This window comes from Streptomyces sp. NPDC036764, from assembly GCF_055609385.1.
In genome coordinates this window covers 1,805,459-1,830,364 of record NZ_JBVJPT010000001.1, presented here as the reverse complement: position 1 = coordinate 1,830,364, position 24,906 = coordinate 1,805,459, and the positions used below count along the sequence as shown (strand labels likewise).

General features: G+C 70.4%; 20 protein-coding genes. 8 read left to right on the top strand and 12 right to left on the bottom strand.

The genetic code is table 11. From position 1 onward, the window contains the following. Positions 1-22: 22 nt before the first annotated feature. The 8 genes from ACZ69Q_RS07240 to ACZ69Q_RS07205 all read right to left on the bottom strand — a co-directional run bounded on the left by ACZ69Q_RS07240 (position 23) and on the right by ACZ69Q_RS07205 (position 9,018). Positions 23-1,324, bottom strand: coding sequence for an alpha/beta fold hydrolase (locus tag ACZ69Q_RS07240; RefSeq protein ID WP_471037695.1), 1,302 nt, complete (start codon positions 1,322-1,324; stop codon positions 23-25). A 101-nt stretch (positions 1,325-1,425) separates the two neighbouring features. Continuing rightward, positions 1,426-2,451, bottom strand: a complete 1,026-nt coding sequence (locus ACZ69Q_RS07235) for a LacI family DNA-binding transcriptional regulator (RefSeq protein ID WP_471037693.1) — start codon at positions 2,449-2,451, stop codon at positions 1,426-1,428. An 85-nt stretch (positions 2,452-2,536) separates the two neighbouring features. Next, complete coding sequence (locus tag ACZ69Q_RS07230) at positions 2,537-3,967, bottom strand: BNR repeat-containing protein (protein ID WP_471037690.1); 1,431 nt, start codon at positions 3,965-3,967, stop codon at positions 2,537-2,539. A 23-nt stretch (positions 3,968-3,990) separates the two neighbouring features. Continuing rightward, entirely contained in the window at positions 3,991-4,311 is a 321-nt protein-coding gene (locus tag ACZ69Q_RS07225) for an L-rhamnose mutarotase (protein WP_471037687.1), read from the bottom strand. 17 nt (positions 4,312-4,328) lie between these two features. Further along, positions 4,329-5,408 carry a rhamnose ABC transporter substrate-binding protein gene (rhaS, locus tag ACZ69Q_RS07220; RefSeq protein WP_471037684.1) on the bottom strand — a complete coding sequence of 360 codons (1,080 nt, stop codon included), beginning with the start codon at positions 5,406-5,408 and terminating at the stop codon, positions 4,329-4,331. 88 nt (positions 5,409-5,496) lie between these two features. Beyond that, the gene (locus tag ACZ69Q_RS07215; RefSeq protein ID WP_471037681.1) at positions 5,497-6,471 is read right to left on the bottom strand and encodes an ABC transporter permease; all 975 of its coding nucleotides are present in this window, start codon (positions 6,469-6,471) and stop codon (positions 5,497-5,499) included. After that, positions 6,464-7,504, bottom strand: coding sequence for an ABC transporter permease (locus ACZ69Q_RS07210; protein WP_471037679.1), 1,041 nt, complete (start codon positions 7,502-7,504; stop codon positions 6,464-6,466). The genes ACZ69Q_RS07215 and ACZ69Q_RS07210 overlap by 8 nt, the downstream gene beginning before the upstream one ends. Beyond that, positions 7,501-9,018 carry a sugar ABC transporter ATP-binding protein gene (locus ACZ69Q_RS07205; protein ID WP_471037676.1) on the bottom strand — a complete coding sequence of 506 codons (1,518 nt, stop codon included), beginning with the start codon at positions 9,016-9,018 and terminating at the stop codon, positions 7,501-7,503. Before ACZ69Q_RS07205 ends, ACZ69Q_RS07210 begins: the two co-directional genes overlap by 4 nt. A 284-nt stretch (positions 9,019-9,302) precedes the next feature. On the opposite strand from ACZ69Q_RS07205, the gene rhaI reads away from it, so the two are divergent. The 6 genes from rhaI (at position 9,303) to ACZ69Q_RS07175 (ending at position 17,095) form a co-directional block, all read left to right on the top strand. Next, entirely contained in the window at positions 9,303-10,463 is a 1,161-nt protein-coding gene (gene rhaI, locus ACZ69Q_RS07200; protein ID WP_471037674.1) for an L-rhamnose isomerase, read from the top strand. Positions 10,464-10,641: 178 nt separating this feature from the next. Then, the gene (locus ACZ69Q_RS07195) at positions 10,642-12,681 is read left to right on the top strand and encodes a bifunctional aldolase/short-chain dehydrogenase (protein WP_471037670.1); all 2,040 of its coding nucleotides are present in this window, start codon (positions 10,642-10,644) and stop codon (positions 12,679-12,681) included. Beyond that, entirely contained in the window at positions 12,678-14,126 is a 1,449-nt protein-coding gene (locus ACZ69Q_RS07190; RefSeq protein WP_471037666.1) for a rhamnulokinase, read from the top strand. The genes ACZ69Q_RS07195 and ACZ69Q_RS07190 overlap by 4 nt, the downstream gene beginning before the upstream one ends. Before the next feature lie 70 nt (positions 14,127-14,196). Continuing rightward, positions 14,197-14,952 (top strand): (Fe-S)-binding protein, encoded by a 756-nt coding sequence (locus ACZ69Q_RS07185; RefSeq protein ID WP_471037663.1) that lies wholly within the window; start codon positions 14,197-14,199, stop codon positions 14,950-14,952. Beyond that, on the top strand, positions 14,949-16,427 hold the full coding sequence (locus ACZ69Q_RS07180) for a LutB/LldF family L-lactate oxidation iron-sulfur protein (RefSeq protein WP_471037661.1): 1,479 nt from the start codon (positions 14,949-14,951) through the stop codon (positions 16,425-16,427). The genes ACZ69Q_RS07185 and ACZ69Q_RS07180 overlap by 4 nt, the downstream gene beginning before the upstream one ends. Continuing rightward, the gene (locus tag ACZ69Q_RS07175; RefSeq protein WP_471037658.1) at positions 16,424-17,095 is read left to right on the top strand and encodes a LutC/YkgG family protein; all 672 of its coding nucleotides are present in this window, start codon (positions 16,424-16,426) and stop codon (positions 17,093-17,095) included. Before ACZ69Q_RS07180 ends, ACZ69Q_RS07175 begins: the two co-directional genes overlap by 4 nt. Here the strand turns inward: ACZ69Q_RS07175 and ACZ69Q_RS07170 are convergent. The 3 genes from ACZ69Q_RS07170 to ACZ69Q_RS07160 all read right to left on the bottom strand — a co-directional run bounded on the left by ACZ69Q_RS07170 (position 17,068) and on the right by ACZ69Q_RS07160 (position 21,980). Next, positions 17,068-20,187, bottom strand: coding sequence for a family 78 glycoside hydrolase catalytic domain (locus ACZ69Q_RS07170; RefSeq protein ID WP_471037655.1), 3,120 nt, complete (start codon positions 20,185-20,187; stop codon positions 17,068-17,070). The genes ACZ69Q_RS07175 and ACZ69Q_RS07170 overlap by 28 nt on opposite strands. A gap of 177 nt (positions 20,188-20,364) precedes the next feature. Continuing rightward, positions 20,365-21,294 (bottom strand): hypothetical protein, encoded by a 930-nt coding sequence (locus ACZ69Q_RS07165; protein ID WP_471037651.1) that lies wholly within the window; start codon positions 21,292-21,294, stop codon positions 20,365-20,367. Between the two features lie 95 nt (positions 21,295-21,389). Further along, complete coding sequence (locus tag ACZ69Q_RS07160; protein WP_471037648.1) at positions 21,390-21,980, bottom strand: hypothetical protein; 591 nt, start codon at positions 21,978-21,980, stop codon at positions 21,390-21,392. 171 nt (positions 21,981-22,151) lie between these two features. Here ACZ69Q_RS07160 and ACZ69Q_RS07155 point away from each other — a divergent pair, with 171 nt between their 5' ends. Continuing rightward, complete coding sequence (locus ACZ69Q_RS07155) at positions 22,152-22,943, top strand: ABC transporter ATP-binding protein (protein ID WP_471037645.1); 792 nt, start codon at positions 22,152-22,154, stop codon at positions 22,941-22,943. A 3-nt stretch (positions 22,944-22,946) separates the two neighbouring features. Then, a complete protein-coding gene (locus ACZ69Q_RS07150; protein ID WP_471037641.1) occupies positions 22,947-24,257 on the top strand; it encodes an FtsX-like permease family protein in 1,311 nt (436 codons plus the stop codon). 42 nt (positions 24,258-24,299) lie between these two features. Here ACZ69Q_RS07150 and ACZ69Q_RS07145 read toward each other — a convergent pair whose 3' ends face one another. Next, positions 24,300-24,869, bottom strand: a complete 570-nt coding sequence (locus tag ACZ69Q_RS07145; RefSeq protein WP_471037639.1) for a TetR/AcrR family transcriptional regulator — start codon at positions 24,867-24,869, stop codon at positions 24,300-24,302. Positions 24,870-24,906: the final 37 nt, after the last annotated feature.

Sequence of the window (24,906 nt, the reverse complement as noted above, 5' to 3'; positions counted from 1 at the left end):
ACCCTAACGCGTCACACCGACATCACGCTTCGTCACGGGTGAGCGCGAGCAGCCGGTCCAGGACACGGGGGCCGCCGGCCCTGACGCCGTCGTGCTCGAACTCGTCGGTGACCCAGGTCCGCAGGCCGCGCACGGCCCGGGCGGTGGCCAGGGAGTGGGCGGTGTCGACGTACATGTCGTCGTGGTAGACGGCCGCCGCGACCGGCACCTCGTTGGCGGCCAGGCGCGCGGAGTCGTACAGGGGCGTCCAGTCGGTGCGGGCGGCGAGGAGGTCGGCGGTCTCGCGCAGCGGGCGCAGCGCCGGGTCGCAGTCGAACATCCAGGGGTGGATCGACTCGCCGGTGAACAGCAGCGGGCCGTCCCCGGCGAGCGTCTTGGCGGCGTCGAACTGCGGGAACTCGGCGCGCACCCGCTCGGCGGACCAGGCGGTGGAGCGCTCGTCCTGGCCGTAGATCGCCTCGTGGACGAGGGCGTACAGCGGGTGTCCCGCGTACGACAGCAGGTTCTGCGCCTCTTCCTGGAAAGCGTCCGAGAGGGCCGCGCCCTGCGGGGTGCGGACGAAGGCGTGCTCCAGCAGGTAGTGCAGGCGGTGGCTGCCCTCGCTGCCGCCGAGCAGGATGCCGAGGGACTGGAAGGCCTCGGCGGTGAGGCGGTAGCCGTTCGGCAGGACCACGTCGTGGGCGAGGAGGTGGTCGGCGATCCGGCGGGCGCGCTCGACGTCCTGCGGGTAGCGGGCGTAGTGCGCGGCGACCTTGCGTTCGATGCGCGGGTAGGCCGCACGGTAGACGTCGTCGGCGTGCGCGTCGAGGGAGGGGAGGCCGCCGGTGATCACTGCGGCGGTCAGGCCCTCGGGGGCGGCGGACAGGTAGTTGACCGTGCAGAAGCCGCCGAAGCTCTGGCCGAGGACGGTCCAGGGGGCACCGCCGGTCACCTCCCGGCGGATCAGTTCGCAGTCGCGGACGATCGAGTCGGCGCGGAAGTGCGTGAGGTAGTCGGCCTGTTCGGCGGGGCCGCCGCGCAGCGGGAGGGTCTGGCGGTTGGCGGGTGTGGAGTGGCCGGTGCCGCGCTGGTCCAGCAGCAGGACGCGGAACTCCTTCAGCGCCCGGCCGAGCCAGGCCCCCTTGCCGACGAATCGGTTGGCTCCGAAGCCGGGGCCGCCCTGGAGGTAGACCAGCCACGGCTGTTCCTGGTGCGCCTTGTCGCCGGCGACGACCTCACGGGCGTAGAGCTCGATCGTCTCCCCGGTGGGGTCCTCGTGGTCGAGGGGCACGGTGAAGCGGCGGTCGGTGAGGACGACGCCGGGCTGGCGGTAGCTGACGGTCAACAGGGCTCCCGGGACGGAGGGTTTTCGGGCCGCGTCCCAGTTCAGCACATGTTCCTGCGCCGACCGACCCCCGGGATCATGAAATCGTACTGAACGGCCGATCAGCGGGCCGAGAGACTGGACCGCCGGACCACCAGCTCCGGCTGGAGGACGACACGCCGGTGCTCGTGCTTCCGCACCCCGGTCTCGGCCTCCGTCTCCTCCAGCAGCATCTCCGCCGCGAGGGTGCCCATGGTGACCGCGGGCTGCCGTACGGAGGTCAGCGGGACGGCCGCGGCGGCGGCGAACTCGATGTCGTCGTAGCCGACGATGGCCAGGTCGTCGGGGACGCCGACGCCCGCGGCGTACATGGCCTGGAGCACGCCGAGGGCCAGCAGGTCGTTGGCGCAGAAGACGGCGGTGGGGCGCTCGGCGAGGCCGAGCAGGCGGGCGCCGGCGTCCCGGCCCGCGGCGACGTCGAGCCGCTCGGTGGGCAGCTCGCGCAGGTTCTCGGGGCCGAGGCCGGCCTCCCGCAGCGCGTTCAGGGCGCCGGTGCGGCGGTCGCGGACCTGGTTGAGGCCGGGCGGGCCGCTGACGTACGCGATGGAGCGGTGCCCGGCGTCGACGAGGTGGCGTACGGCGAGGGCGCCGCCCGCGACGTCGTCGACGGATACCGAGCACTCGGTGGTGCCCTCGGCGACCCGGTCGACGAGGACGAAGGGGATGTTGTGCCGGCGGAACGTCTCGATGTTGCGGCCGGTGGCGTCGGCCGGGGTGAGCAGCACGCCCCGCACCCGCTGCTCGGCGAAGAGCGACAGGTAGTCGGCCTCCTCGCCGGCGCTCTGCGCGCTGTTGCAGACCATCACGCCGAGCCCCGCGTCGCGGGCGGTCCGCTCGGCGCCGCGCGCCACGTCGACGAAGAAGGGGTTGCCCATGTCGAGGACGAGCAGGCCCATGATCCGGCTGCGGCCGGCACGCAACTGGCGCGCGGACTCGCTGCGGACGTAGCCCAGCCGGTCTATCGCGGACTGCACCCGCGCCCGGGTCTCGGTCGCGACCGTGTCCGGACGGTTGATGACGTTCGAGACCGTGCCGACGGAGACTCCGGCGGCGCGGGCGACGTCCTTGATACCCACCGACTGGGCCATCGGGCAGGGACCTCCAGAAAGACTCGGTACAGCGTGGGGACGGCGGGAAGGAACATTACCGTCAAGCCGCCCACAACGGCTGCGATCAGGCAGGCAGGCGGAAGTTGAGGTTACGCAGCGCCGAGGGCGTCGTACCGCTGGACTTCTCCTGGTACATGATCGACAGGAAGTTGTCCTGCCCGACGCGGGTCTCGTCGATGACGACCTCGCCGAAGGCGTTCAGCCCGGCGCCGACGCCGTCGTACAGGATCGCCCAGTCCGTGTACCCGGAGGCCTTGGAGGCTCCGGCGATCCGGCAGAAGGGGAAGATCGCGTACGCGTTGTCGTACTTGTCCAGGATCAGTTTGGTGCGCTGGCTGGAGTTCAGCGGGACCGGGATCTCGGTCTTCTGCCAGGTGCCGGAGGAGTTCTTGCGGACGTGGAAGGCGCGGCCGTTCGCGGTGCGGTCGGCGACGTAGTTCGTGGTGCACTGCCCGAACCGGCCCGGGACGTAGCTGATGATCGCGTGCGGCAGGCCGGCGGAGTCGGTGAACTGGCTTTCCTGGTTCATCAGGGAGTGGTCCGGGTTCAGCGCGTCGATCACCAGGCCGCCGTCGGTGACGGCGACCTTGTCGGAGCCGCCGGTGGTGCCGACGACGGTGCCGGCGTTGTTGCGCCAGGTGCGACCGCGGTCGTCGGAGTAGACGTAGCCGGTGTCGTGGTTGGTGATGCCGCCGCCGTTGCACATTACGGCGCCGTTCTGCTCGCGCCAGGTGAAGAAGGAGTGCAGGCGGCCGTTCCGGTCGTAGTCGATGCCGTGCAGGTACATGTTGCGGGCGGCCGAGGAGCCGTGCTCGCTGGTGTAGGTGCCGGTGGAGCTGCTCCACTCCCCCAGGCTGGTCCAGGCCGAACCGTCGTACTCGGCGAGGGCGTTGCGGCCGTTGCCGGAGACGGCTACGCGGTAGCTGAGCTGGAGCTTGCCCTCGGGGGTGGAGACGAACTGCGGGTAGGTGAACTGCGAGGTGAGAGCCAGCCCGTCGAGGGTGGACTGGGGCGCGCCGAAGCGGCTCGCGGTCCAGCTCAGGCCGGCCGGGTCGTCCATCAGGCCCGCGACCGACTTGACATAGGTGAAGCCGTCGCTGTGCGAGTCCATGTTGAGGTGGAGACGGCCGTCGGCCTTCGAGACCCCCATGGAGATGACGTTGTGGGAGTCGTCGTACCGCAGGGTGTGGCCGGCCTTCACCGTGGACCAGGTGCTGGAGCCGAGCGCGCGGCGGCCGACGACGGCACTCCGGTCGGCGGTGTACCAGGCCGCGTACTGGTAACCCTTGTAGGTCAGCAGGCCGTTCTTCTGGAAGGCGTTGTTGTTGACCAGGCCGTCGTACGACACGAAGTAGATGGCCTGGGTGTCGAGGGTGGTGGTGCCGGTCAGGGTGAGGGACGGGCCGGGATCGGCGGCCCGGGCGGTGCCGGAGGCGAGGGCGGGGGTCACGACGGCTCCGGCGAGGGCGGCGCCCAGCAGCGTACGTCTTTTCATCGATGCGGCTCCTGAGGGGGCGGTCAGGCGAGGTGGAACACTTCCGTGAGCGGTTTCATGGCCTCGTCGGGCCGGGCGCCGTCCAGGGACTCGAAGAACGGCGCCATGTCCGCCTGCCAGCGGGCGTTGACGTCGGTGGCTTCCATGCCGGCCACGGCGGCCGCGAAGTCCTCGGTCTCCAGGTAGCCGACGAGCAGGCCGTCGTCACGCAGGAAGAGCGAGTAGTTCCGCCAGCCGGTCGCCGAGAGCGCTTCGAGCATCTCCGGCCACACGGCCGCGTGCCGCCGGCGGTACTCGTCGAGGCGGTCCGCCCTGACCTTCAGCAGGAAGCACACGCGCTGCATCAACAACCCTCCGGATGTCAGAAGTTGAACTGGTCGATGTTCTTGGCGTCGAAGACGGTCGGCTTGCCGAGGCTGATCACGCCGTCCTTGCCGATGGTGTACGTGGTCTCGCCGGCCTTGAAGGTCTCGCCCTCCTTGCCGGTGATCTGCCCGGAGACCAGGGCGACGGCGGTGCGTGCGGCGAGCTCGCCGAGCTTCGCCGGGTCCCACAGCTCGAACGCCTCGACGGTGCCGTTCTTGACGTACTTGCGCATGTCGTTGGGGGTGCCGAGGCCGGTCAGCTTGACCTTGCCCTTGTACTTGGAGCCCGACAGGTACTGGGCGGCGGCCTTGATGCCGACGGTGGTCGGGGAGATGATCCCCTTCAGGTTCGGGTACTCCTGGAGCAGACCCTGGGTCTGCTGGAAGGACGCCTGCGCGTCGTCGTTGCCGTAGGCGATCTTGACGAGCTTCATGTCCTTGTACTTGGGGTCCTTGAGCTCGTCCTTCATGAAGTCGATCCAGGTGTTCTGGTTCGTCGCGGTCTGCGCGGCGGACAGGATCGCGATCTCGCCCTTGTAGCCGACCTGCTCGGCGAGAAGCTGCACCTCGGTACGGCCGAGGTCCTCGGCGGAGGCCTGCGAGACGAAGGCGTTGCGGCATCCGGCGGTGGTGTCGGAGTCGTAGGTGACGACCTTGATGCCGTTCTTCATGGCCTGCTTGAGCGCGGTGCACAGGGCGCCCGGGTCCTGCGCGGACACGGCCATCGCGTCGACCTGCTGCTGGGTGAGCGTGTTGACGTAGCTGACCTGCCCGGCGGTGTCGGTGGCGCTGCTCGGCCCGACCTCCTTGTAGCTGGAACCCAGTTCCTTCAGGGCCGCCTCGCCGCCCTTGTCTGCGGAGGTGAAGTAGGGGTTGTTGACCTGCTTGGGCAGGAAGCCGACGGTCAGGCCCTTCTTCAGCTCGGCGTTCGGGTCGGCCTTGCCGGCGGTGGCCGCGGAGGCCCCTTCGTCCTTGACGTCCTCCTTGGTGGTACCGCCGCAGGCGGTGAGGGCGAGAGCGAGGGAGGTGACGGCGGCAAGGGCCGCGCAGGACCGGCGGAGGGACGTCTTACGCATGACAGGGCTTCCTTCTTACGGAGGTGAGGTGAAGCGCCCCTTGTCCTCCAGGGGCGCGGGGAACTGCGCGACCAGCCACGTACTGCCTTCAGCCGGACGATTGAGCACGTACGACGGCGATTTGCCGCGCAACCCGCGGCCCGAGGACGGAAAGAACGAGCAACACACCGGTGACGACGATCTGCGACTGCGCGGAAACGTCCTGGAGGCTCATGACGTTCTGCAGCGCACCGAGCAGGAACACCCCGGCGATGGCTCCGCCCAACGTGCCCTTGCCTCCGTCGAAGTCGATGCCACCGAGCAACACCGCGGCCACGACCGACAGTTCCAGACCGGTGGCGTTGTCATAGCGAGCGCTGGCGTAGTGCAGCGCCCAGAAGATCCCGGTGAGCGAGGCCATCAGCCCCGTCACCGTGAACAGGATCAGCTTCTGCCGCTTGACGCGGATCCCGGCGAACCGCGCGGCCTCCTCGCTCGCGCCGGTCGCGAAGATCGACCGCCCGAACGGGGTGGCGTGCAGGACCACCACGGCGATCGCGAGCAGGACGAGGAACGGCAGGAAGGCGTACGGGATGAAGGTGTCGCCGATGCGTCCGGCCGCGAAGTCCAGGTACTGGGTCGGAAAGTCGGTCACCGCGTCCGAGCCGAGCACGATCTGTGCGATGCCCCGGTAAGCGGCGAGGGTGCCGATGGTGACGGCCAGGGAGGGCAGCCCCAGCCTGGTCACCAGCAGGCCGTTGACGAGCCCGCACACCACACCGAGCAGCAGACAGATCGGAATGATCGTCTCGATCGTCATGCCCTGGTTCCACAGTGCGCCCATCACCGCGCCCGAGAGGCCGGCGGTCGAAGCGACCGAAAGATCGATCTCTCCCGAGACGACCAGGAGCGTCATGGGCAGGGCGATCAACGCGATCGGAAGGGTGTTTCCGATCAGGAACGACAGGTTGAGCGCGTTCCCGAATCCATCGACCGTCCCGAAGGACAGCAGAAGCACGACGATCAGAAGGGCGCCGACCACCGTGTCCCAGCGAACGGCGCGCGCGAGCGAGAAGTCAGCCATGGCGGGCGTTCCTCTTCTTCAGGGCGGTGGCCACGCGCAGCGCGACGATCCGGTCGACGGCGATGGCGAGGATGAGCAGGATGCCGTTGATGGCGAGCACCCAGACGGAGCTGACGCCGAGGGCGGGCAGCACGCTGTTGATGGACGTCAGCAGCAGTGCGCCGAGGGCGGCGCCGTAGACGCTGCCGGAGCCGCCGGTGAAGACGACGCCGCCGACCACGACCGCGCTGACGACGGTGAGTTCGTAGCCGTTTCCGGTGCCGGAGTCGACGTTGCCGAACCGGGCCAGGTACAGGGCTCCGGCCAGTCCGGCGAGCCCTCCGCAGAAGGTGTGCGCGGCGAGGATCCGCCTGCGCACCGGGATGCCGGCGAGGCGGGCGGCCTCCGGGTTGGAGCCGAGGGCGTACAACTCGCGGCCGCTGCCGTAGTGCTTGAGGTAGTACGCCGTGGCCACCAGTACGAGGAGGGCGATCATTGCCAGCCACGGCACGGCCCAGATGCCGCCGGAGCCGAAGTCGACGAAGCCGTCCGGGAGATCGGCCGCGGTGATCTGGCGGGAGCCGACCCAGATGGAGTCGATGCCGCGGATGATGTACAGCGTGCCGAGGGTGACGACGAGTGCGGGGACCTGGCCGAGGCTGACGAGCAGGCCGTTCAGCAGACCGAAGCCGATGCCCGTCAGGACCGCCAGGAGCACCGCCAGGACCGGGTTCCCGCCGCCCTGGAGGAACGTACCGGCGGCGAAGGCGCTGATGCCGAGCGTGGAGCCGACCGACAGGTCGACGTTCCTCGTGATCACCACCAGAGACTGGCCCGTGGCGACCAGGACCAGGATCGTCGCGTTCAGCAGCAGGTCCTTGATGCCCTGCTCGGTGAGGAACTCGCTGTTGCCGAGCTGGGTGACGACGATCATCACCACGAAGACGACCAGGATGGCGAGTTCGCGCATCTTGAACACGCGGTCGACCAGGCGGGTGCCGCTGGACCTGGCCACCTCGGTCACGGGAGCCTCTTTGGAAGTGGTGACCGTCATGCGGCGGCCCTCCCGGTGGCTGCGGCCATCACGGTTTCCTCGGTCGCTTCGGAGCGCGGGATCTCGGCGGTCAGGCGGCCCTCGTGCATCACAAGCACGCGGTCGGCCATGCCGAGGATCTCGGGCAGGTCGGAGGAGATCATCAGGACGGCCACCCCGTCGGCGGCCAACTCGCTGAGCAGCCGGTGCACTTCGGCCTTCGTGCCGACGTCGATGCCCCGGGTGGGTTCGTCGACGATCAGCACCTTGGGGCCGGTGGCCAGCCACTTGGCGAGGACGACCTTCTGCTGGTTGCCGCCGGACAGGGTGTTGACCGTGTCGGCGATCCGCGCGTACTTGACCTGGAGTTTGACGGCCCAGTCGAGGGAGCGGCTGCGTTCGGCGCCGCGGTCCATCAGGCCGGCCCTGACGGTCGTACGCAGTCCGGTGAGGCCGATGTTGCGCTCGATGGACATGTCCATCACCAGGCCCTGGGCGCGCCGGTCCTCGGGGACGAGGGCGAGTCCGGAGGCCATGGCGGTGGAGGGGGCGCCGTTGGTGAGCGCCTTGCCGCCGACGGACACCTCGCCGGCGTCCCAGCGGTCGATGCCGAACACGGCCCGCGCGACCTCCGTACGGCCCGCGCCGACGAGCCCGGCGAGGCCGACGATCTCACCGCGCCGCACGTCGAAGGAGACGTCGGTGAAGACGCCCTCCCGGGTCAGCCGGCGCACGCTGAGGGCGACTTCACCGGGCCTGACGTCCTGCTTGGGATACAGCTCGTCGAGGTCACGGCCGACCATCCGGCGTACGAGGTCGTCCTCGGTCATGCCGTCCACCGGTTCGGTGGCGATCCAGGCGCCGTCCCGCAGGGTCGTGACCCGCTGACAGATCTGGAAGATCTCCTCCAGCCGGTGGGAGATGAACAGGACGGCGGCGCCCTGTTCGCGCAGGGTGCGCACGACTCCGAAGAGGCGGGCGACCTCGCTGCCGGTGAGGGCGGCGGTCGGCTCGTCCATGATCAGGACGCGGGCGTCGAAGGAGAGCGCCTTGGCGATCTCGACGATCTGCTGGTCGGCGATGGACAGGCCGCGCGCGGGACGGTCGGGGTCGAGTTCGACGCCGAGGCGCCGCATCAGGGCCAGGGTCGCGGTGTGCGTGGCCTTGTGGTCGATGCGGCCGAGCGCGCGCCGCGGCCTGCGGCCCATGAAGATGTTCTCGGCGATCGACAGGTCCGGGAAGAGGGTCGGCTCCTGGTAGATCACGGCGATGCCGGCGTCGCGGGCGTCGCCGGGGCCGTGGAAGACGACGGGCGCGCCGTCGAGCAGCACCTGGCCGGCGTCGGGCCGGTGCACGCCGGCGAGCGTCTTGATGAGGGTCGACTTGCCCGCGCCGTTCTCCCCGGCGAGGGCGTGCACCTCCCCGGGGACCAGCTCCAGGGAGACGTCCCGCAGGGCGCGGACCGCGCCGAAGGACTTGGAGATGTCCCTGAGCGCCAGAACCGGGGCCGGACCCGTGGTGGACGGGTGGGTCATGGGGGCTCCTCGACGACGCCGGCGGGACGGGCCTCCCGGCGTCGTGAAAGGTTTCAACTTGGTTGCCGGGACGTTAGGCACGGAGCGCATGTCCCGTCAATGGGTCCGTGTCGAAAAAGTTTCGATGAACGTAGGTCGCGCCCGAGTCACAGGAAACAGCCTTGGACACGGGGCTTGACACCCCTTCGGGGGGCCCATACGTTCCCGTCTTGAATCGTTTCACAGTGAAGCGTTTCAGCTATCCGCCTCCGACGCTTCCGTCCCGACGTCACAGGAGCCCTGAAGTGACCGAGCTCGCCGCGGTGAAGGCCGCACTCAAGACCCAGGCCGTCGAAACGCCGTCGTGGGCGTACGGGAACTCGGGGACGCGGTTCAAGGTGTTCGCGCAGCAGGGCGTGCCCCGGACACCGCGGGAGAAGCTGGACGACGCCGCGAAGGTGCACGAGTTCACCGGCGTCGCGCCGACCGTCGCGCTGCACATCCCCTGGGACAAGGTCGACGACTACGCGGCGCTGGCCAAGCACGCGCTGGACCGCGGGGTGCGGCTGGGCGCGATCAACTCCAACACCTTCCAGGACGACGACTACAAGCTGGGCAGCATCTGTCACCCGGACGCGGTGGTGCGGCGCAAGGCCGTCGATCACCTGCTGGAGTGCGTCGACATCATGGACGCGACGGGCTCACGGGACCTGAAGCTGTGGTTCGCGGACGGCACGAACTACCCCGGACAGGACGACATCCGGGGTCGTCAGGACCGGCTGGCCGAGGGGCTGGCCGAGGTGTACGAGCGGCTCGGGGACGGGCAGCGGATGCTGCTGGAGTACAAGTTCTTCGAGCCGGCCTTCTACACGACGGACGTGCCGGACTGGGGGACGGCGTACGCGCACTGCCTGAAGCTCGGGCCGAAGGCGCAGGTCGTGGTCGACACCGGGCATCACGCGCCCGGCACCAACATCGAGTTCATCGTCGCGACGCTGCTGCGGGAGGGGAAGCTCGGCGGGTTCGACTTCAACTCGCGGTTCTATGCGGACGACGACCTCATGGTGGGGGCGGCCGATCCGTTCCAGTTGTTCCGGATCATGTACGAGGTCGTGCGTGGGGGTGGGTTCACCGCGGATGTGGCGTTCATGCTCGACCAGTGCCACAACATCGAGGCGAAGATCCCGGCGATCATCCGGTCGGTGATGAATGTGCAGGAGGCCACGGCGAAGGCGTTGCTGGTCGATGGGGCGGCGCTGCGTGCTGCGCAGGCTGCGGGGGACGTGCTGGATGCGAATGCCGTGCTGATGGACGCATACAACACGGATGTGCGGCCGTTGCTGCGTGAGGTGCGGGGCGAGATGGGGTTGGACGCGGATCCGATCGCTGCGTATCGGGGGTCCGGGTGGGCCGAGAAGATCGTCGCCGAGCGGGTGGGTGGGCAGCAGGCCGGTTGGGGGGCGTGAGCGTCTGCCGAGTTCTGTCGTCTGCGGGCTGCGGGCCGGATGTGGCTGGTCGCGCCCACGCGGCGAAGCCGCAAATCGATACAGCCCCGCGCCCCTGAGGATCGGCGCTTCGCGCCTGATCCTCCCGCGCCTCGCAAGGCGCCTGTCACACAACTCCTCTTCTAAGGACTGAGAACACATGGCTCCCCACCCCGAAGCCGCCGCCCTCCTCGCCCGGTCCCAGCGGCTCGGATCCGATCCCCGTAACACCAACTACGCCGGCGGGAACGCGTCCGCCAAGGGCACGGCCACCGACCCCGTCACCGGGGGTGACGTCGAGCTGATGTGGGTGAAGGGGTCCGGGGGTGATCTCGGCACGCTCACCGAGGGCGGGCTGGCCGTGTTGCGGCTGGATCGGATGCGGGCGCTCGTCGAGGTGTATCCCGGCGTCGAGCGTGAGGACGAGATGGTCGCCGCGTTCGACTACTGCCTGCACGGCAAGGGCGGGGCCGCTCCCTCCATCGACACCGCCATGCACGGGCTCGTGGAGGCGGCGCACGTCGATCATCTGCACCCGGACTCGGGGATCGCGCTGGCCTGCGCGGCAGACGGGGAGAAGCTGACCGCCGAGTGCTTCGGGGACACTGTGGTGTGGGTGCCGTGGCGGCGGCCCGGGTTCCAGCTCGGGCTGGACATCGCCGCCGTGAAGGCCGCAAACCCGCAGGCCATCGGGTGTGTGCTCGGCGGGCACGGGATCACCGCCTGGGGCGACACCTCCGAGGAGTGCGAGCGCAACTCACTGCACATCATCCGGACCGCCGAGAAGTTCCTGACGGAGCGCGGCAAGGACGAGCCCTTCGGGGCCGTCATCGAGGGGTACGGCGCGCTTGAGGCTGCTCAGCGCCGTGAGCGTGCCGCCGCCCTCGCGCCGTACGTGCGCGCCGTCGCCTCCCAGGACCGGGCCCAGGTCGGGCACTTCAACGACTCCGAGGCCGTCCTTGAGTTCCTCGCCCGGGCCGAGCACCCGCGGCTCGCCGCGCTCGGGACCTCCTGCCCGGACCACTTCCTGCGGACCAAGGTGCGGCCGTTGGTACTGGATCTGCCGCCGACCGCACCGCTGGACGAGGCCGTCGCGCGGCTCAAGGAACTGCACGCCGAGTACCGCGAGGAGTACGCCGCCTACTACCGGCGGCACGCCCTGCCCGACTCCCCCGCGATGCGCGGCGCCGACCCGGCGATCGTCCTCGTCCCGGGTGTCGGCATGTTCAGCTTCGGCAAGGACAAGCAGACCGCCCGGGTGGCAGGTGAGTTCTATGTCAACGCCATCAATGTGATGCGGGGCGCCGAGGCCGTCTCCGGGTATGCGCCCATCGAGGAGTCCGAGAAGTTCCGGATCGAGTACTGGGCCCTCGAAGAGGCCAAGCTTCAGCGGATGCCGAGGCCCAAGCCGCTGGCCACGCGGGTCGCGCTGGTGACCGGCGCGGGCAGCGGGATCGGGAAGGCCATCGCACGGCGGCTGGTCGCCGAGGGCGCGTGTGTGGTCGTGGCGGACCTCGACGGCGACAACGCCCACGCGGTGGCCGAGGAGCTCGGCGGGTCCGACAAGGCCGTCGCGGTGACGGTCGACGTCACGTCCGAGGAGCAGATCGCCGATGCCTTCAAGGCGGCCGTGCTCGCCTTCGGCGGCGTCGATCTCGTCGTCAACAACGCCGGGATCTCCATCTCCAAGCCGCTCCTTGAGACCTCGGCCAAGGACTGGGACCTCCAGCACGACATCATGGCCCGCGGCTCCTTCCTCGTGTCACGGGAAGCGGCACGCGTGATGATCGCGCAGGGGCTGGGCGGCGACATCGTCTACATCGCCTCCAAGAACGGCGTCTTCGCCGGTCCCAACAACATCGCGTACGGCGCCACCAAGGCGGACCAGGCTCATCAGGTACGTCTGCTGGCGGCCGAGCTCGGCGAGCACGGCATCCGCGTCAACGGCATCAACCCCGACGGTGTCGTGCGCGGGTCGGGCATCTTCGCCGGCGGGTGGGGTGCGCAGCGTGCCGCCGTGTACGGGGTCGAGGAGGCGAAGCTGGGTGAGTTCTACGCCCAGCGCACCATCCTCAAGCGCGAGGTGCTGCCCGAGCATGTCGCGAACGCCGTCTTCGCCCTCACCGGCGGGGACCTGACGCACACCACCGGGCTGCACATCCCGGTCGACGCCGGCGTCGCGGCCGCGTTCCTGCGATGAGCGCCCCTGTGAGGTCGTACGCCGCGGTCGACCTCGGCGCCTCCAGCGGGCGTGTCATGGTCGGCCGCGTCGGCCCCGACAGCCTGGAGCTGACCGAGGCGCACCGGTTCCCGAACCGGCCCGTGCGGACGCCCGAGGGGCTGCGCTGGGATGTCCTCGCTCTGTACGCGGGGGTGCTGGACGGGTTGCGGGCGGCCGGGCAGGTCGCTTCCGTCGGCATCGACGGCTGGGCCGTGGACTACGGGTTGCTGGACGCCGACGGGGCGCTGCTGGGCAATCCCGTGCACTACCGGGACTCCCGGACTCAGGGCGTCGCCGAGAAGGTGTGGGCGAGAGTTCCAGCGGCGGACCTGTATGCCGCGACCGGGTTGCAGTACGCGCCGTTCAACACGCTGTACCAGCTCACGGCGGCGCGTAACTCCGCCCAACTGGCGTACGCCGAGCGGCTCCTGCTCATCCCCGACCTGCTGTCCTACTGGCTCACCGGCGAGCAGGGCACCGAGCTCACCAACGCCTCCACCACCCAGCTCGTCGATCCCCGCACGCGCGACTGGTCGTACGGCATCGCCTCCCAACTGGGCATCGACCTGGGCCTGTTCGCGCCGCTCAGGCGACCCGGCGACCCGGCGGGCCTGTTGCGTGAGGAGGTGCTGGAGGAGACCGGGCTCACCGGGCCGCTGCCGGTGACGGTGGTCGGGTCGCACGACACCGCCTCCGCCGTGGCCGCCGTGCCGGCCGACGGCGAGCGTTTCGCGTACATCTGCACCGGCACCTGGTCGCTGGCCGGGCTGGAGCTGGACGCGCCCGTGCTCACCGAGGAGAGCCGGGCCGCCAACTTCACCAACGAGCTGGGGCTGGACGGCACGGTCCGGTATCTGCGGAACATCATGGGGCTGTGGCTGCTCCAGGAGTGCGTACGGGCCTGGGGCGAGCCGGAGCTGGAGGCGTTGCTGCTGGAGGCCGGCAGGGTCCCGGCGCTGCGGTCGGTGGTGGACGCGGGGGACGCGGCGTTCCTGGCGCCGGGGCGGATGCCGGAGCGGATCGCCGAGGCGTGCCGGACCTCGGGACAGCCGGTGCCCGTCTCGCCCGCCGAGGTCACCCGGTGCATCCTCGACTCGCTGGCCCTCGCCCACCGCCGGGCGATCGCCGAGGCGCAGCGGCTCGCCGACCACCCCGTCGACGTCGTGCACGTCGTCGGCGGCGGCACGCGCAACGCCCTGCTGTGCCAGCTCACGGCCGACGCCTGCGGGCTGCCGGTGGTGGCCGGTCCGGCAGAGGCCGCCGCGCTCGGGAACGTCCTCGTCCAGGCGCGGGCCCACGGCCTCGTCGGCGACCTCGGTGACGGGCGGCGCCTGCTCACCCGTACCCAGCCGTTGACCCGCTACGAGCCGCGCGGGGACGCGGCGCGCTGGCGCGAGGCGGAAGCCCGGCTCACCGGCGGGTGACGGGGTCTCCCCCCGGCCGCCCGGGCCCATTACGCTGCACTCATCCGATGATCGATCGCAAGGAGCCGCGATGCGTGTCGCCCTGTTCCTGACCTGCGTCAACGACACGCTCTATCCGGAGACCGGTCGCGCCGTGGTGAAACTGCTGACCAGGCTGGGCGTCGAGGTCGACTTCCCGATGGCGCAGACCTGCTGCGGGCAGGCGCACTACAACACCGGATACCGGCATGAGGCCGAGCCGCTGGCCCGGCATTTCTCCGATGTCTTCGGGGAGTACGACGCGATCGTCACCCCGTCCGGGTCATGCGGTGCGATGGTGCGGGAGCTGTATCCGCGGATGGGTGAGCGGGCCCGGGCCGAGGGGCGCGGGGACACGCTCGCGGCGACGCTGGCGCCGGTGGTGCCGAAGACGTACGAGCTGACGGAGTTCCTGGTGGACGTGCTGGGGGTGACGGACGTGGGCGCCTATTACCCGCACCGGGTGACGTACCACCCGACCTGTCACGGGCTGCGCGGGCTGGGGCTCGGCGACCGGCCCCGGCGGCTGCTCCAGGCCGTCAAGGGGCTGGAGTTGGCGGAGCTGCCGGGGGCCGACGAGTGTTGCGGCTTCGGCGGCACCTTCGCGCTGAAGAACGCCGATGTCTCCGCCGCGATGGGCGCGGACAAGGTGCGCAACGCCGAGTCGACGGGCGCGGAGGTGCTGTGCGCGGCAGACAACTCCTGTCTCATGCACATCGGCGGGACCATGGCCCGGCTGCGGACGGGCATGCGGCCGGTGCACATCGCGGAGATCCTGGCGAGCACGGAGGAGGAGCCGGCCGTATGAGCGGGACGTACCTGGGGATGCCGGCCTTTCCGAAGGCCGCGCAGGAGGCCGTGCACGACGCGACCCTGCGCGCCAATCTGCGCCACGCCACGCACACCATCCGCGCCAAGCGGGCCGGCGCCGTCGCGGAGGTCTCCGACTGGGATGCGCTGCGCGAGGCGGGCAAGCGGATCAAGGACCACACGCTGCGTCATCTCGACCGATATCTCGTGCAGTTGGAGGAGTCGGTGACGGCTGCGGGCGGCACCGTCCACTGGGCCGCCGACGCCGACGAGGCGAACCGGATCGTGGCCGATCTGGTCAAGGCGACCGGTCAGTCGGAGGTCGTCAAGGTCAAGTCGATGGCCACGCAGGAGATCGGGCTGAACGAGGCCCTTCAGGCAGAGGGCATCCGCGCCTACGAGACCGATCTCGCCGAGCTGATCGTGCAGTTGGGCAAGGACCGCCCCTCGCACATCCTCGTGCCGGCGATCCATCGCAACCGGGGCGAGATCCGGGACATCTTCCGCGGCGAGATGGCCGAGTGGGGCCGCCCGGCGCCCGAGGGCCTGACGGACACGCCCGCCGAACTCGCCGAAGCCGCGCGTCTGCACCTGCGGGAGAAGTTCCTGCGGGCCGAGGTCGGCGTCTCCGGCGCCAACTTCATGGTCGCCGAGACCGGCACGCTGGTGGTCGTGGAGTCCGAGGGCAACGGCCGCATGTGCCTGACCCTGCCTCGGACGCTGATCTCGGTCGTCGGCATCGAGAAGATCGTGCCCACGTGGCGGGACCTGGAGGTGTTCCTCCAGACCCTCCCCCGCTCCTCCACGGCCGAGCGCATGAACCCGTACACGTCGATGTGGACGGGTACGACGGACCAGGACGGGCCGAAGGACTTCCATCTGGTCCTGCTCGACAACGGCCGCACCGACACACTCGCCGACGAGGTCGGCCGCCAGGCCCTGCGCTGCATCCGCTGCTCGGCGTGCCTCAACGTGTGCCCGGTGTACGAGCGGGCGGGCGGGCACGCGTACGGCTCGGTCTACCCGGGCCCGATCGGCGCCATCCTCAGCCCTCAACTGCGGGGCGTGACGAGCGAGATCGACGCCTCGCTGCCGTACGCGTCGTCGCTGTGCGGTGCCTGCTACGAGGTGTGCCCGGTCGCCATCGACATCCCCGAGGTGCTGGTCCATCTGCGGGAGCGGGTCGTGACGGGCGGCGCGGTGACGTCGAAGGGCAACAAGGTGGTGCTGAAGCCTGCCAAGGGGCATGCCGCCGAGCGGGCCGCGATGCGGGCGGCGCGCTGGGCGTTCAGCCGGCCGGGAGCCCTGCGCACCGGTCAGCGGCTCGCCTCGCGCACCCGCAGGCTGCATCCGCGCTCACTGCCGGGCCCCGGCAAGGCGTGGAGCGGGACACGGGATCTTCCGACGTTGCCCGCGGAGCCGTTCCGGGACTGGTGGCAGCGGACCAACGGCGGGAAGGACGGGGCCAAGTGAGCAGCAGGGAACGGATCCTGGGCCGGGTGCGGCGCGCGCTCGCGGACGTACGCGAGGACGAGCCGTCGTATGAACAGGCGGTTGCGCGCGACTATCTGCGCGAGCACGGGGACCGGAGTGTCGCGCAGACCGTCGATCTGCTGGCCGAGAACCTGGCGGACTACCGGGCGATCGTGCACCGCTGCACGCCCGCGGATCTCGCGGCGACCATCGCCGGGATGCTCGCGGCCCGCGGTGCGAAGACGGTGCTCGTGCCGCCCGGTCTGGACGGGGACTGGCTGGCGGCGGCCGACGCCGAGCGGATCGCGGACCGGCCGGAGAGCACCCCGCACGAACTGGACCAGGTCGACAGCGTCATCACGGCGTGCGCTGTCGCGGTGGCCGAGACCGGCACCATCGTCCTGGACGGCTCGCCCGACCAGGGGCGGCGCCGCATCACGCTCGTCCCCGACCACCACATCTGTGTGGTACGGGTCCCGGAGCAGGTCGTCTCCTCCGTCCCGCAGGCCCTCGAACGCCTCGACCCGGTCCGCCCGTTGACGTGGATCTCCGGTCCGTCGGCGACCAGCGACATCGAGCTGGACCGGGTCGAGGGGGTGCACGGCCCGCGCACCCTGGAGGTGGTGCTGGTGGGCGAGGATCAGGCCAGCGCCGACGTCACCGCGTAGCGGCCGGACGCCAGCCGGTAGGCGGCGACGCCGTCCGCGAAGCCCAGGTACTCGACGCCCTCGGCCTCGGCCAGAGGTGTCCGGCCCTCGCGGACGGTCGACGGGTCGGCGGTGGGGATGCGCAGGGTCGCGGTGCTGTTGGCGGGCACCAAGGCCCGGTAGGTCAGCTTCCGGTCGTCCTTGTGCCACTCGCTCACGATCTCGCCGTAGGGCGAGAGGTGGGCGCCGGTGACCCGCGTGACCTTGCCGGTCGGGTCGAGATGGGGCCGTAGGAAGAAGTGCCGGAAGCCCGGGTGGGCCGGGTCCTTGGCGATCCCGGCCATGCTCTCGTACATCCACTCCATGATCGCGCCGTAGGAGTAGTGGTTGAACGAGTTCATGTCGACCGGGCCGAAGCCGTCCTCCTTCGAGTACGAGTTCCAGCGCTCCCAGATGGTGGTGGCGCCGTTGCGTACCGAGTACAGCCAGGACGGCATGGCGTCCTGGTGCAGCAGCCGGTACGCCAGGTCGACGCGGCCCTCGTCGGTGAGCACGGGCGCGAGGACGTTCACGCCGAGGAAGCCGACGGACAGGGTGTTCTCGGCGTACTTCACGCGTGTGCTGTCGGGGTGGGCCTCCTTGTAGGCCTCGTCGTTGCCGATGTTCTCTGCGAGGAGCGTGACCAGTTGGCGGCGCTGGGCCTCGGTGTCGTAGAAGCCGAGCTTGAGGACCCACAGCAGGGCGGTCTGGCTGTTGTCCTCCGTCCTGCCGCCGGTGGGAGGCGCGTCGCCGAGGCTGGAGCGGACGGTGACCTGCCCGTTCGCGTCGGTGGCCAGGTACTTGGTGACGAACGCCCGCTTGATGTGGGCGAAGAGGTCCTCGTAGGTGCGGGTCTCGGCGGTGCGGCCGGTGGCGCGGGCCATGTCGGCCATCAGGCGGGCGCTGTAGCCGTAGTAGACGTCGCTGATGAGCTGGGTGCTGGTGTCCTGGAAGGCCAGCCAGTCGCCGAAGATCGCGCCCTGCCCGGCGTAGGTGTCGCCGGTGCGCCCCCGGATCCAGTCCAGGTACCTGGTCATGGCGGCCCAGCTCCGGTCGACGACCGTGGTGTCGCCGGACATCTGCCACACCGTCCACGGCACGACGACGCCGCAGTCCGCCCAACCGCTCGCGGGGATCGGCTGGTTGTAGCGGGAGCCGGGTGCGACCCAGGTGAACTGCGCGCCGTCCTGGCCGTACGTCCTCTGCGAGTCGATCAGGGTGTCCTCGAAGTGGCTGAGGAAGTTGACGGCGTCCGCGTTGTAGAGGCCGGTGTTGGAGAAGAGCTGGGTGTCGCCGGTCCAGCCGAGGCGTTCGTCGCGCTGGGGGCAGTCGGTGGGCACCCAGAGGTAGTTGCCGCGCTGGCCCCAATGGACGTTGCTGATCAGCTTGTTGACGTCGGTGTCGTCGGTCGTGATGGTGCCGATGTCGCGGACGGCGGAGGTCGCGACCCGGCCGGTGAACCGGGTCAGGGTCACGGTGTCCGTGGCGGTGACGGAGACGTAGCGGAAGCCGTAGAAGGTCAGCGAGTCCTGGTGGGTCTCGCCGTCGGGGTCGCCCTTGAGGATGTACGTGCTGGTGGCTTTGGCGCTGCGGAGGTTGGCGCGGTACACGGACCCGACGGGGCCGTCGGCGCCTTCGCTGTCGTCGTTGAGCATCTCGCCGGGCTTGAAGACGACCTGGGCACCGGCCGGGCCGCGCAGGGTGTAGCGGGGCACGCCGACCATGTTCTGGCCGAGGTCGATCACGGCGGTGTCGCCGGGGCGCAGGGTCACGGAGGCGGTGGCCGCGGTGGCCGGGTCGGTGACGGTGCGGGCCGGGTCGACGACGACACGGCCCTTGCCGTTGGGGCTGCCGCTCTGCCCGGACACGCCGGTGTGGACGGTGACGGACCGCGGCCGGCGGTCCCATTCGGGCATCACCCGGGCGCTCTCGCCCGGGTAGGCGATCAGTTTCGCGTCGGGGAACCGGGTGCCGTGGTCGTGCTCGGTCACGCCCGCCCAGCCGGAGGCGTCGAAGCCGTTCGCCGTCCAGCCCGGCAGGTCGGCCCGGGCGTCGTAGGTCTGGCCGTCGTAGATGTCGTCGGCGCGGTAGGGGCCGGTGTCGGTGGCCCTCCAGTCGTCGCCGGGAGCGGTGACGACCGTCTGCTCGGATCCGTCGGCGTACCGGATCAGGAGCTTGGCCTTCAGGGCCGGCCGGTTGCCGTCGGCGGAGTAGTAGGCGCTGTTCTCGGAGACCCGGCCGTTGTACCAGCCGTTGCCGAGCACGGCGGCGAGGGTGACGTGGCCTTGGCGGCTCTGCCCCGCGACCAGGTCCGTGACGTCGTAGGTGAAGTAGTTGACGGTGCTGTCGTAATTGGTCCAGCCCGGCGTCAGCAGCTCGTGCGTGGTGCCGTCGCCCTGGGGCACGGCGACGCGGTGGCCGTTGATGTGGGCCTCGTACACGCCGAGGGCGGTGATGTAGAGGCGGGCGGTACTTACTTGACGCCCCGTCAACCGGGCTTGGCGGCGCAGGAGCGGGGCGCCGGGCGTGTTGGGCCGTTTGCCCGCCATGGCGATCCACCGGGCGCCGTCCCAGCCGGTGACGCCGTCGGTGCCGAGCAGCCCGGTCTCGAAGCGTGCGGTCGGGGCGGCGGGGGCGGCGCGGCCGGTCTCGTCCCAGGCCGTCACCGTCCAGTGGTAGCGGGTGGAGGCGCTCAGGGCGGGGCCGTCGTAGCGAACGGCGACCGAGTCCGGTGAGGTGACACGGCCGCTGTTCCAGACGTCCGCGCGGGAGGGGGTCAGCCGGTCGGGGGTCGTGGCCACGAGGATCCGGTATGCCGACTGGCGGCGGCCGCGTACCGAAGAGGTCATGCGCCAGCCGAACCTAAGGTGTTCGGCGTCCACGCCGAGGGGGTTCGTCCGGTGCTCGACCGTCAGTCCCTCGACCGCGGTGCGGGTCGCGGTCGGTGCGGCCGACGCGGGTGTGCCTGCGATGATCCCGCCTGCCACGGCAAGCGGTGCGGCGCCGAGTGCGGTGGTGAGTACGGTACGGCGACGCACCCCTCTGCCCTTCGTGCTGTCGACTCCGTCGTTCATGCCGTTGTCCCTTCGGCTGGTCCGGTTCGGAGTTGGAACGATTCAGCTCGAACGACGGTTGAAGCTAGTGGCAGAAGTGACGAGTGTCCATGGCTCGATCAGGACAAGTACCGTGCAGAATCCAACAGAACTCCCCCGGTTACAGGGGCATGCTTTTGAAACCGTTCAAAAACGGAATCAGGAGTTCTTGCCTGTTCGCCTGGTGGACTCACGGCTGAGGATGCCGAACGCCCATCGCTCGTTGAAGCCCGCCAAGAAGCCGATGGCGCACCAGAAGCCCCAGAACTCGGTGCCCGCGGCGCCCGATCCGGGGTTGCCCTGGACCGGGCAGATGTCGGCCGTGGTGGCCGGCGGCTCGAAGACGGTGACGATGCCGCCGCTGAGCAGGAAGTAGACGGCGAGGGCGAGGATCCAGCCGACGAACACCCGGTAGACGCCTTCGTGGCGCATGCTGCGAGCCATCTGCCCGGGGACCACGATGCCCTCGCGGCCGTTGGTCTGACGGCGTGCCAACTGGTCCGCGCTCCCCCGCAGCCGTACCAGCACACTGAGCACGGCCCCGAACGCGCCGACGCCGCCGCACACGAACGCGCCCAGCAGGCTCCAGCGGTTGGTGCAGTTGAGCGTCACGCCGAGGACGCCGAGCAGGTCGACACCCCACAGCAGCGGGATGACGAGCAGTGCCAGGCCGGCGGCCGAGCCCATGGCGAGGCCGATGTTGAGGCCCCGGCTGACGGCGGTCGCGCTGTCCTGGGCCAGCCTCCCCCGCAGGTCGGCGATCTCCTGGTCGAGATACTCGGTCAGATGCTCGTTCGCCTTGGCGTCGCTCAGCCGTGGATCGCTCAGCGCGTTGCCGAGCACCCGCACCACCGTGACCCGCGCCGAGACGCGTGTCCTGCGCTCGAAGGCGCGCTGCGAGGCGCCGTACAGGAGTTGTAATTGCAACTGCTGCTCGGGATACAGGTCGCCGAACTGCACATAGGCGGGCTCGAATCCACCCGGCACCACATCCGCCAGCCCCTCGGGCCACAACTCGGTGTCCGCCCCCTGGACCGACTCCCGCATTCCCCGCCACCGTGCCTGGCGGCGTCCCCCGTTTTCCGTCATGGGCAAACCTGTACCGGCAGCGGACGCCCGTGGGGAAGTCCTCCAAGGCACCAGTCCTGTCACCGATTTCACGGAGCGGCGACCTCCGCCGAACGTCAGGAGTAGACGATCGGGCAGCCGCGTCGTATCGAGTGCTGGGCGGCGCGCAGATACACCGCCGTGTAGAAGGCCGTGTCGAGATCATCGGCCCATCGTCCCGGCCGGGCCGCCACGGTCCGCTTCGCCTGACCGTCCAGGAACCAGCCGGTCAGCTCCAGGTTGTCGGACGTCGCCGGTATCGCGTCGACCGGCAGCTCCACGGCCGCCGCGAGCCGTTCGGCGAGGGCGAGGACCTGCGGGGCTCCGGCGACGGTCGTCGTCAGGTCGTAGGCGGACTCGACCGGCAGCTCGAACTCCTCGTCGAGCGACACCGGCACCAGCACCGTCCAGCCTAGGAGGAGCTCCTCCTCGGCTTTCGACAGGTGTGCCCGGCACAGCGCGACGAAGCCGTCCATGGGCGGGACGAGCTTCTCCTCGAAGGCCGTCCCGGAGCCGGGTGCGAAGTCCGCCTCCTCGGGAACGCCCGTGTACGGCGCAAGCCCGCGCCGCCCCAACTCCTCGTTCAGCGCCGCGGCGACGTCCCCCCGGCCGTCCTCCTCCTCGCCGAACCACTCCCGCGCGCCCACGCTCACCAGATAGATCCCCATGCCTCGCAAGGTACAGCTCGCCACTGACAACACGGTCGGTCACCGGGGCCGGGCCCACGTCGGAGGTGTCGCTGAGTACACCCGGCAAGACGGGTTCTGCGCCCAATGTGCTCTCGACGCCGTCTCCGTAGCTTCTTCGGCAGGGCACAGGGAGTGCCCGGACGGAGAGTGATGACGATGTTTCGCGCAGGTTCGCGACGCACGCACGACACGGGACCCGCCGCCGAGGCGCTACGGCTGGTCAAGGTCACCAAGACCTACGGCACGCAGGACAGTGCCGTGACCGCTCTGGACGGGATCACGCTCGGTCTGGGGCGCGGCACCTTCACGGCGGTGATGGGGCCGTCGGGGTCCGGCAAGAGCACCCTGCTGCACTGCGCGGCCGGGCTCGACCGGCCCGACAGTGGCATCGTGAGGGTGGACGGCACCGAACTGACCGGGGGCGGCGAGGCGGAGCTGACGAAGTTCCGGCGGGGCCGGATCGGGTTCGTGTTCCAGCAGTACAACCTCCTGGAAACCCTGACGGTCGCGCAGAACACGGTGCTGCCGCTCAAGCTCGCCGGGCAGCGCGTCGACCGCGCGCGGACCAGGGAGGTCCTGACGTCCGTCGGCCTCGGCGACCGGCTCGGGCACCGCCCCGACCAACTGTCCGGCGGCCAGCGGCAGCGCGTGGCCATCGCCCGTGCGCTCGTGACCGAGCCCCGGGTGATCTTCGCGGACGAGCCGACGGGCGCCCTGGACACCCGCAGCGCCCGGGACGTGCTGAAGCTGCTCCGGCAGGCGGTGCGGGTGCACGGCCGGACCGTCGTGATGGTGACCCACGACCCGGTCGCCGCCTCCTACGCGGACGCGGTGGTGTTCCTAGCGGACGGCAGGCTGGCCGGCCGGATGGACGCGCCGAGCCCGGACGCGGTGGCCGAGCGGCTGGCGCACCTCGGCGACGACGTGGCACTGGGGGTGTGAGCGATGTTCATGCTGGCCCTGCGCTCGATCCGGCACCGCCCGGGACGGTTCCTCGCGACGCTGCTGTCCGCCTTCCTGGGCGCGGCCGTCATCATGACGTTCAACTCGATGCACGACACGGCGGCGCAGGACGGCGTCGACCCGACCAGCGCGGAGACCCTGTCCACGGCGGCGGGCGTCGTCGGCGGCTACGGCACCCTGCTGGTCTTCTTCGCCGTCGCCTCGACCCTGACTGTCAACGTCCGTCAGCGGGCTGCCGAGCTGGAGCTGCTGCGCTGCTCGGGGGCGACTCCGGCGCAGCTCAAGCGGATGGTCGTGGGCGAGGCCGTGGTCGTGGCGCTGGTGGGCGCGGCGCTGGCGATCGGCCCGGCGATGCTGGGCGGCCGTGCGCTGCTGGACCTGTTCCAGGACAGCGGTCAGGTCGCCGAGTCCGTCCCGCACTCCTTCGGCCCGATCGCGTTCGTCTCGGGGATCGACATCACACTGCTGGCGTCGGCCGGCGCCGCCTTCCTGGCCGTACGGCGGGCGACCCGCGGGCAGGCAAAGCGAGGCGGGGCACGGAAGTTCCTCGCATGTGCGGCGCTGCTCACCGGGGCCGCGTCGGTCACCTCCACGTTCGCGTTCTCGGCGTCGGACGCGGCCCTGATGGCGCCGCCCGCCTACGGGGCGATCCTGCTGTCGGTGGGCTTCGCACTGCTGGCGCCGCGACTGCTGGAGGGCGTGCTGAACCGGCTGCCCCTGAGCGGGGCGAGCGGCTGGCTGGCGGTGCGCAATCTGCGGGAGCGGGCCGGTCAGCTCGCCGGGATCCTGATGTCGCTGATCCTGTTCACCGCGGTGGCCACGGCCACGCTCACCATGCAGGCGGTGGAGAGCGACACCGTCGAGGCCCTCGGCATCACCAAGTCGATCGACGACAAGACCCTGGAGACCCTGAACTTCACGGTCGTCGGGATCATCGTGGTCTTCGTCTGCGTGATGCTGGTCAACTCGCTGTACGCGGCGACGAGTTACCGCTCGCGGGAGTTCGGGCAGCAGCGGCTCGCGGGGGCGACCGCGGGACAGGTGCTCGGGACGGTGGGCGTGGAGGGGCTGATCCTGACGGTCACGGGCATCGTCTTCGGCGCGGTCGCCGCGCTGGCGGGGATCGTGCCGTTCGCCGTGGTCCGCTCCGACGAGGTGCTGCCGGGCGAGGTCTACGGCATCGGGCTCGCGGTCGTCGCGGTCGCGGCGGCGGTGACGCTGGGGACCAGCCTGGTCACGGCCCGGCGGATGCTGCGCACTCCGGCTGTAGGGGCGGTGGCGGTGGCCTCATGAGTGAGGTGGGTGCACGGGGCGGCCGCTTCGGCGGCCGTCCCGTCATTTCATTCCGGCGGCGTCCAGCAGCGTGGCCGCCGTGGCGACGGCCAGGCCGTCCAGCGTCTCGACCCGGGCCCCGGAGCGTGCGCTGGCCCCGTCGAAGACCAGCATGAGCTGACGGGCGAGCAGCTCCGCGTCCCGGGCCCCGCCGTCCTCGGCCTGTGTGCGGAAGTAGCCCTTCATCCAGTCCTTCGCTCCGCGGGCCACCGCGCTCGCGGGGTGTTCCGGGTTCTTGAGCTCGACCAGCGCGGCGAGATAGGGGCAGCCCTGGTAGGCGGGCTCGGTGGACGCCTTCTCCAGCCGCTCGAAGACGTGCAGGATCCGCTCGCGCGCGGTGGCGGCGCCCTGGGTGTCCGGCGCGAGCTGGGCCTCGTACTCCGGCAGCCGTCGGGCCAGGCTGGCCGCGAGGACCTCGTCCTTGCTCGCGAAGAGCTGGTACATGGACCGCTTCGAGACACCGGCCGTCCGGCACAGCGCCTCGACGCCGATGGAGACGCCGTCGCGGTAGAAGAGCTCGGCCGCCGCGTCGAGCAGCCGGTCCCTGGTGGACGCCTTGTCTGTGGTGGCCATACCGGTGAGGGTACCTCTCCGGCGGCCGATAGGAAAC

Excerpts from the sequence above, each read along its gene's own strand:
- ACZ69Q_RS07235 (WP_471037693.1), bottom strand. The coding sequence starts at position 2,451 with ATGGCCCAGTCGGTGGGTATCAAGGACGTCGCCCGCGCCGCCGGAGTC.
- ACZ69Q_RS07230 (WP_471037690.1), bottom strand. The coding sequence starts at position 3,967 with ATGAAAAGACGTACGCTGCTGGGCGCCGCCCTCGCCGGAGCCGTCGTG.
- ACZ69Q_RS07225 (WP_471037687.1), bottom strand. The coding sequence starts at position 4,311 with ATGCAGCGCGTGTGCTTCCTGCTGAAGGTCAGGGCGGACCGCCTCGAC.
- rhaS (WP_471037684.1), bottom strand. The coding sequence starts at position 5,408 with ATGCGTAAGACGTCCCTCCGCCGGTCCTGCGCGGCCCTTGCCGCCGTC.
- ACZ69Q_RS07215 (WP_471037681.1), bottom strand. The coding sequence starts at position 6,471 with ATGGCTGACTTCTCGCTCGCGCGCGCCGTTCGCTGGGACACGGTGGTC.
- ACZ69Q_RS07210 (WP_471037679.1), bottom strand. The coding sequence starts at position 7,504 with ATGACGGTCACCACTTCCAAAGAGGCTCCCGTGACCGAGGTGGCCAGG.
- ACZ69Q_RS07205 (WP_471037676.1), bottom strand. The coding sequence starts at position 9,018 with ATGACCCACCCGTCCACCACGGGTCCGGCCCCGGTTCTGGCGCTCAGG.
- ACZ69Q_RS07195 (WP_471037670.1), top strand. The coding sequence starts at position 10,642 with ATGGCTCCCCACCCCGAAGCCGCCGCCCTCCTCGCCCGGTCCCAGCGG.
- ACZ69Q_RS07190 (WP_471037666.1), top strand. The coding sequence starts at position 12,678 with ATGAGCGCCCCTGTGAGGTCGTACGCCGCGGTCGACCTCGGCGCCTCC.
- ACZ69Q_RS07185 (WP_471037663.1), top strand. The coding sequence starts at position 14,197 with ATGCGTGTCGCCCTGTTCCTGACCTGCGTCAACGACACGCTCTATCCG.
- ACZ69Q_RS07180 (WP_471037661.1), top strand. The coding sequence starts at position 14,949 with ATGAGCGGGACGTACCTGGGGATGCCGGCCTTTCCGAAGGCCGCGCAG.
- ACZ69Q_RS07170 (WP_471037655.1), bottom strand. The coding sequence starts at position 20,187 with ATGAACGACGGAGTCGACAGCACGAAGGGCAGAGGGGTGCGTCGCCGT.
- ACZ69Q_RS07165 (WP_471037651.1), bottom strand. The coding sequence starts at position 21,294 with ATGACGGAAAACGGGGGACGCCGCCAGGCACGGTGGCGGGGAATGCGG.
- ACZ69Q_RS07160 (WP_471037648.1), bottom strand. The coding sequence starts at position 21,980 with ATGGGGATCTATCTGGTGAGCGTGGGCGCGCGGGAGTGGTTCGGCGAG.
- ACZ69Q_RS07155 (WP_471037645.1), top strand. The coding sequence starts at position 22,152 with ATGACGATGTTTCGCGCAGGTTCGCGACGCACGCACGACACGGGACCC.
- ACZ69Q_RS07150 (WP_471037641.1), top strand. The coding sequence starts at position 22,947 with ATGTTCATGCTGGCCCTGCGCTCGATCCGGCACCGCCCGGGACGGTTC.
- ACZ69Q_RS07145 (WP_471037639.1), bottom strand. The coding sequence starts at position 24,869 with ATGGCCACCACAGACAAGGCGTCCACCAGGGACCGGCTGCTCGACGCG.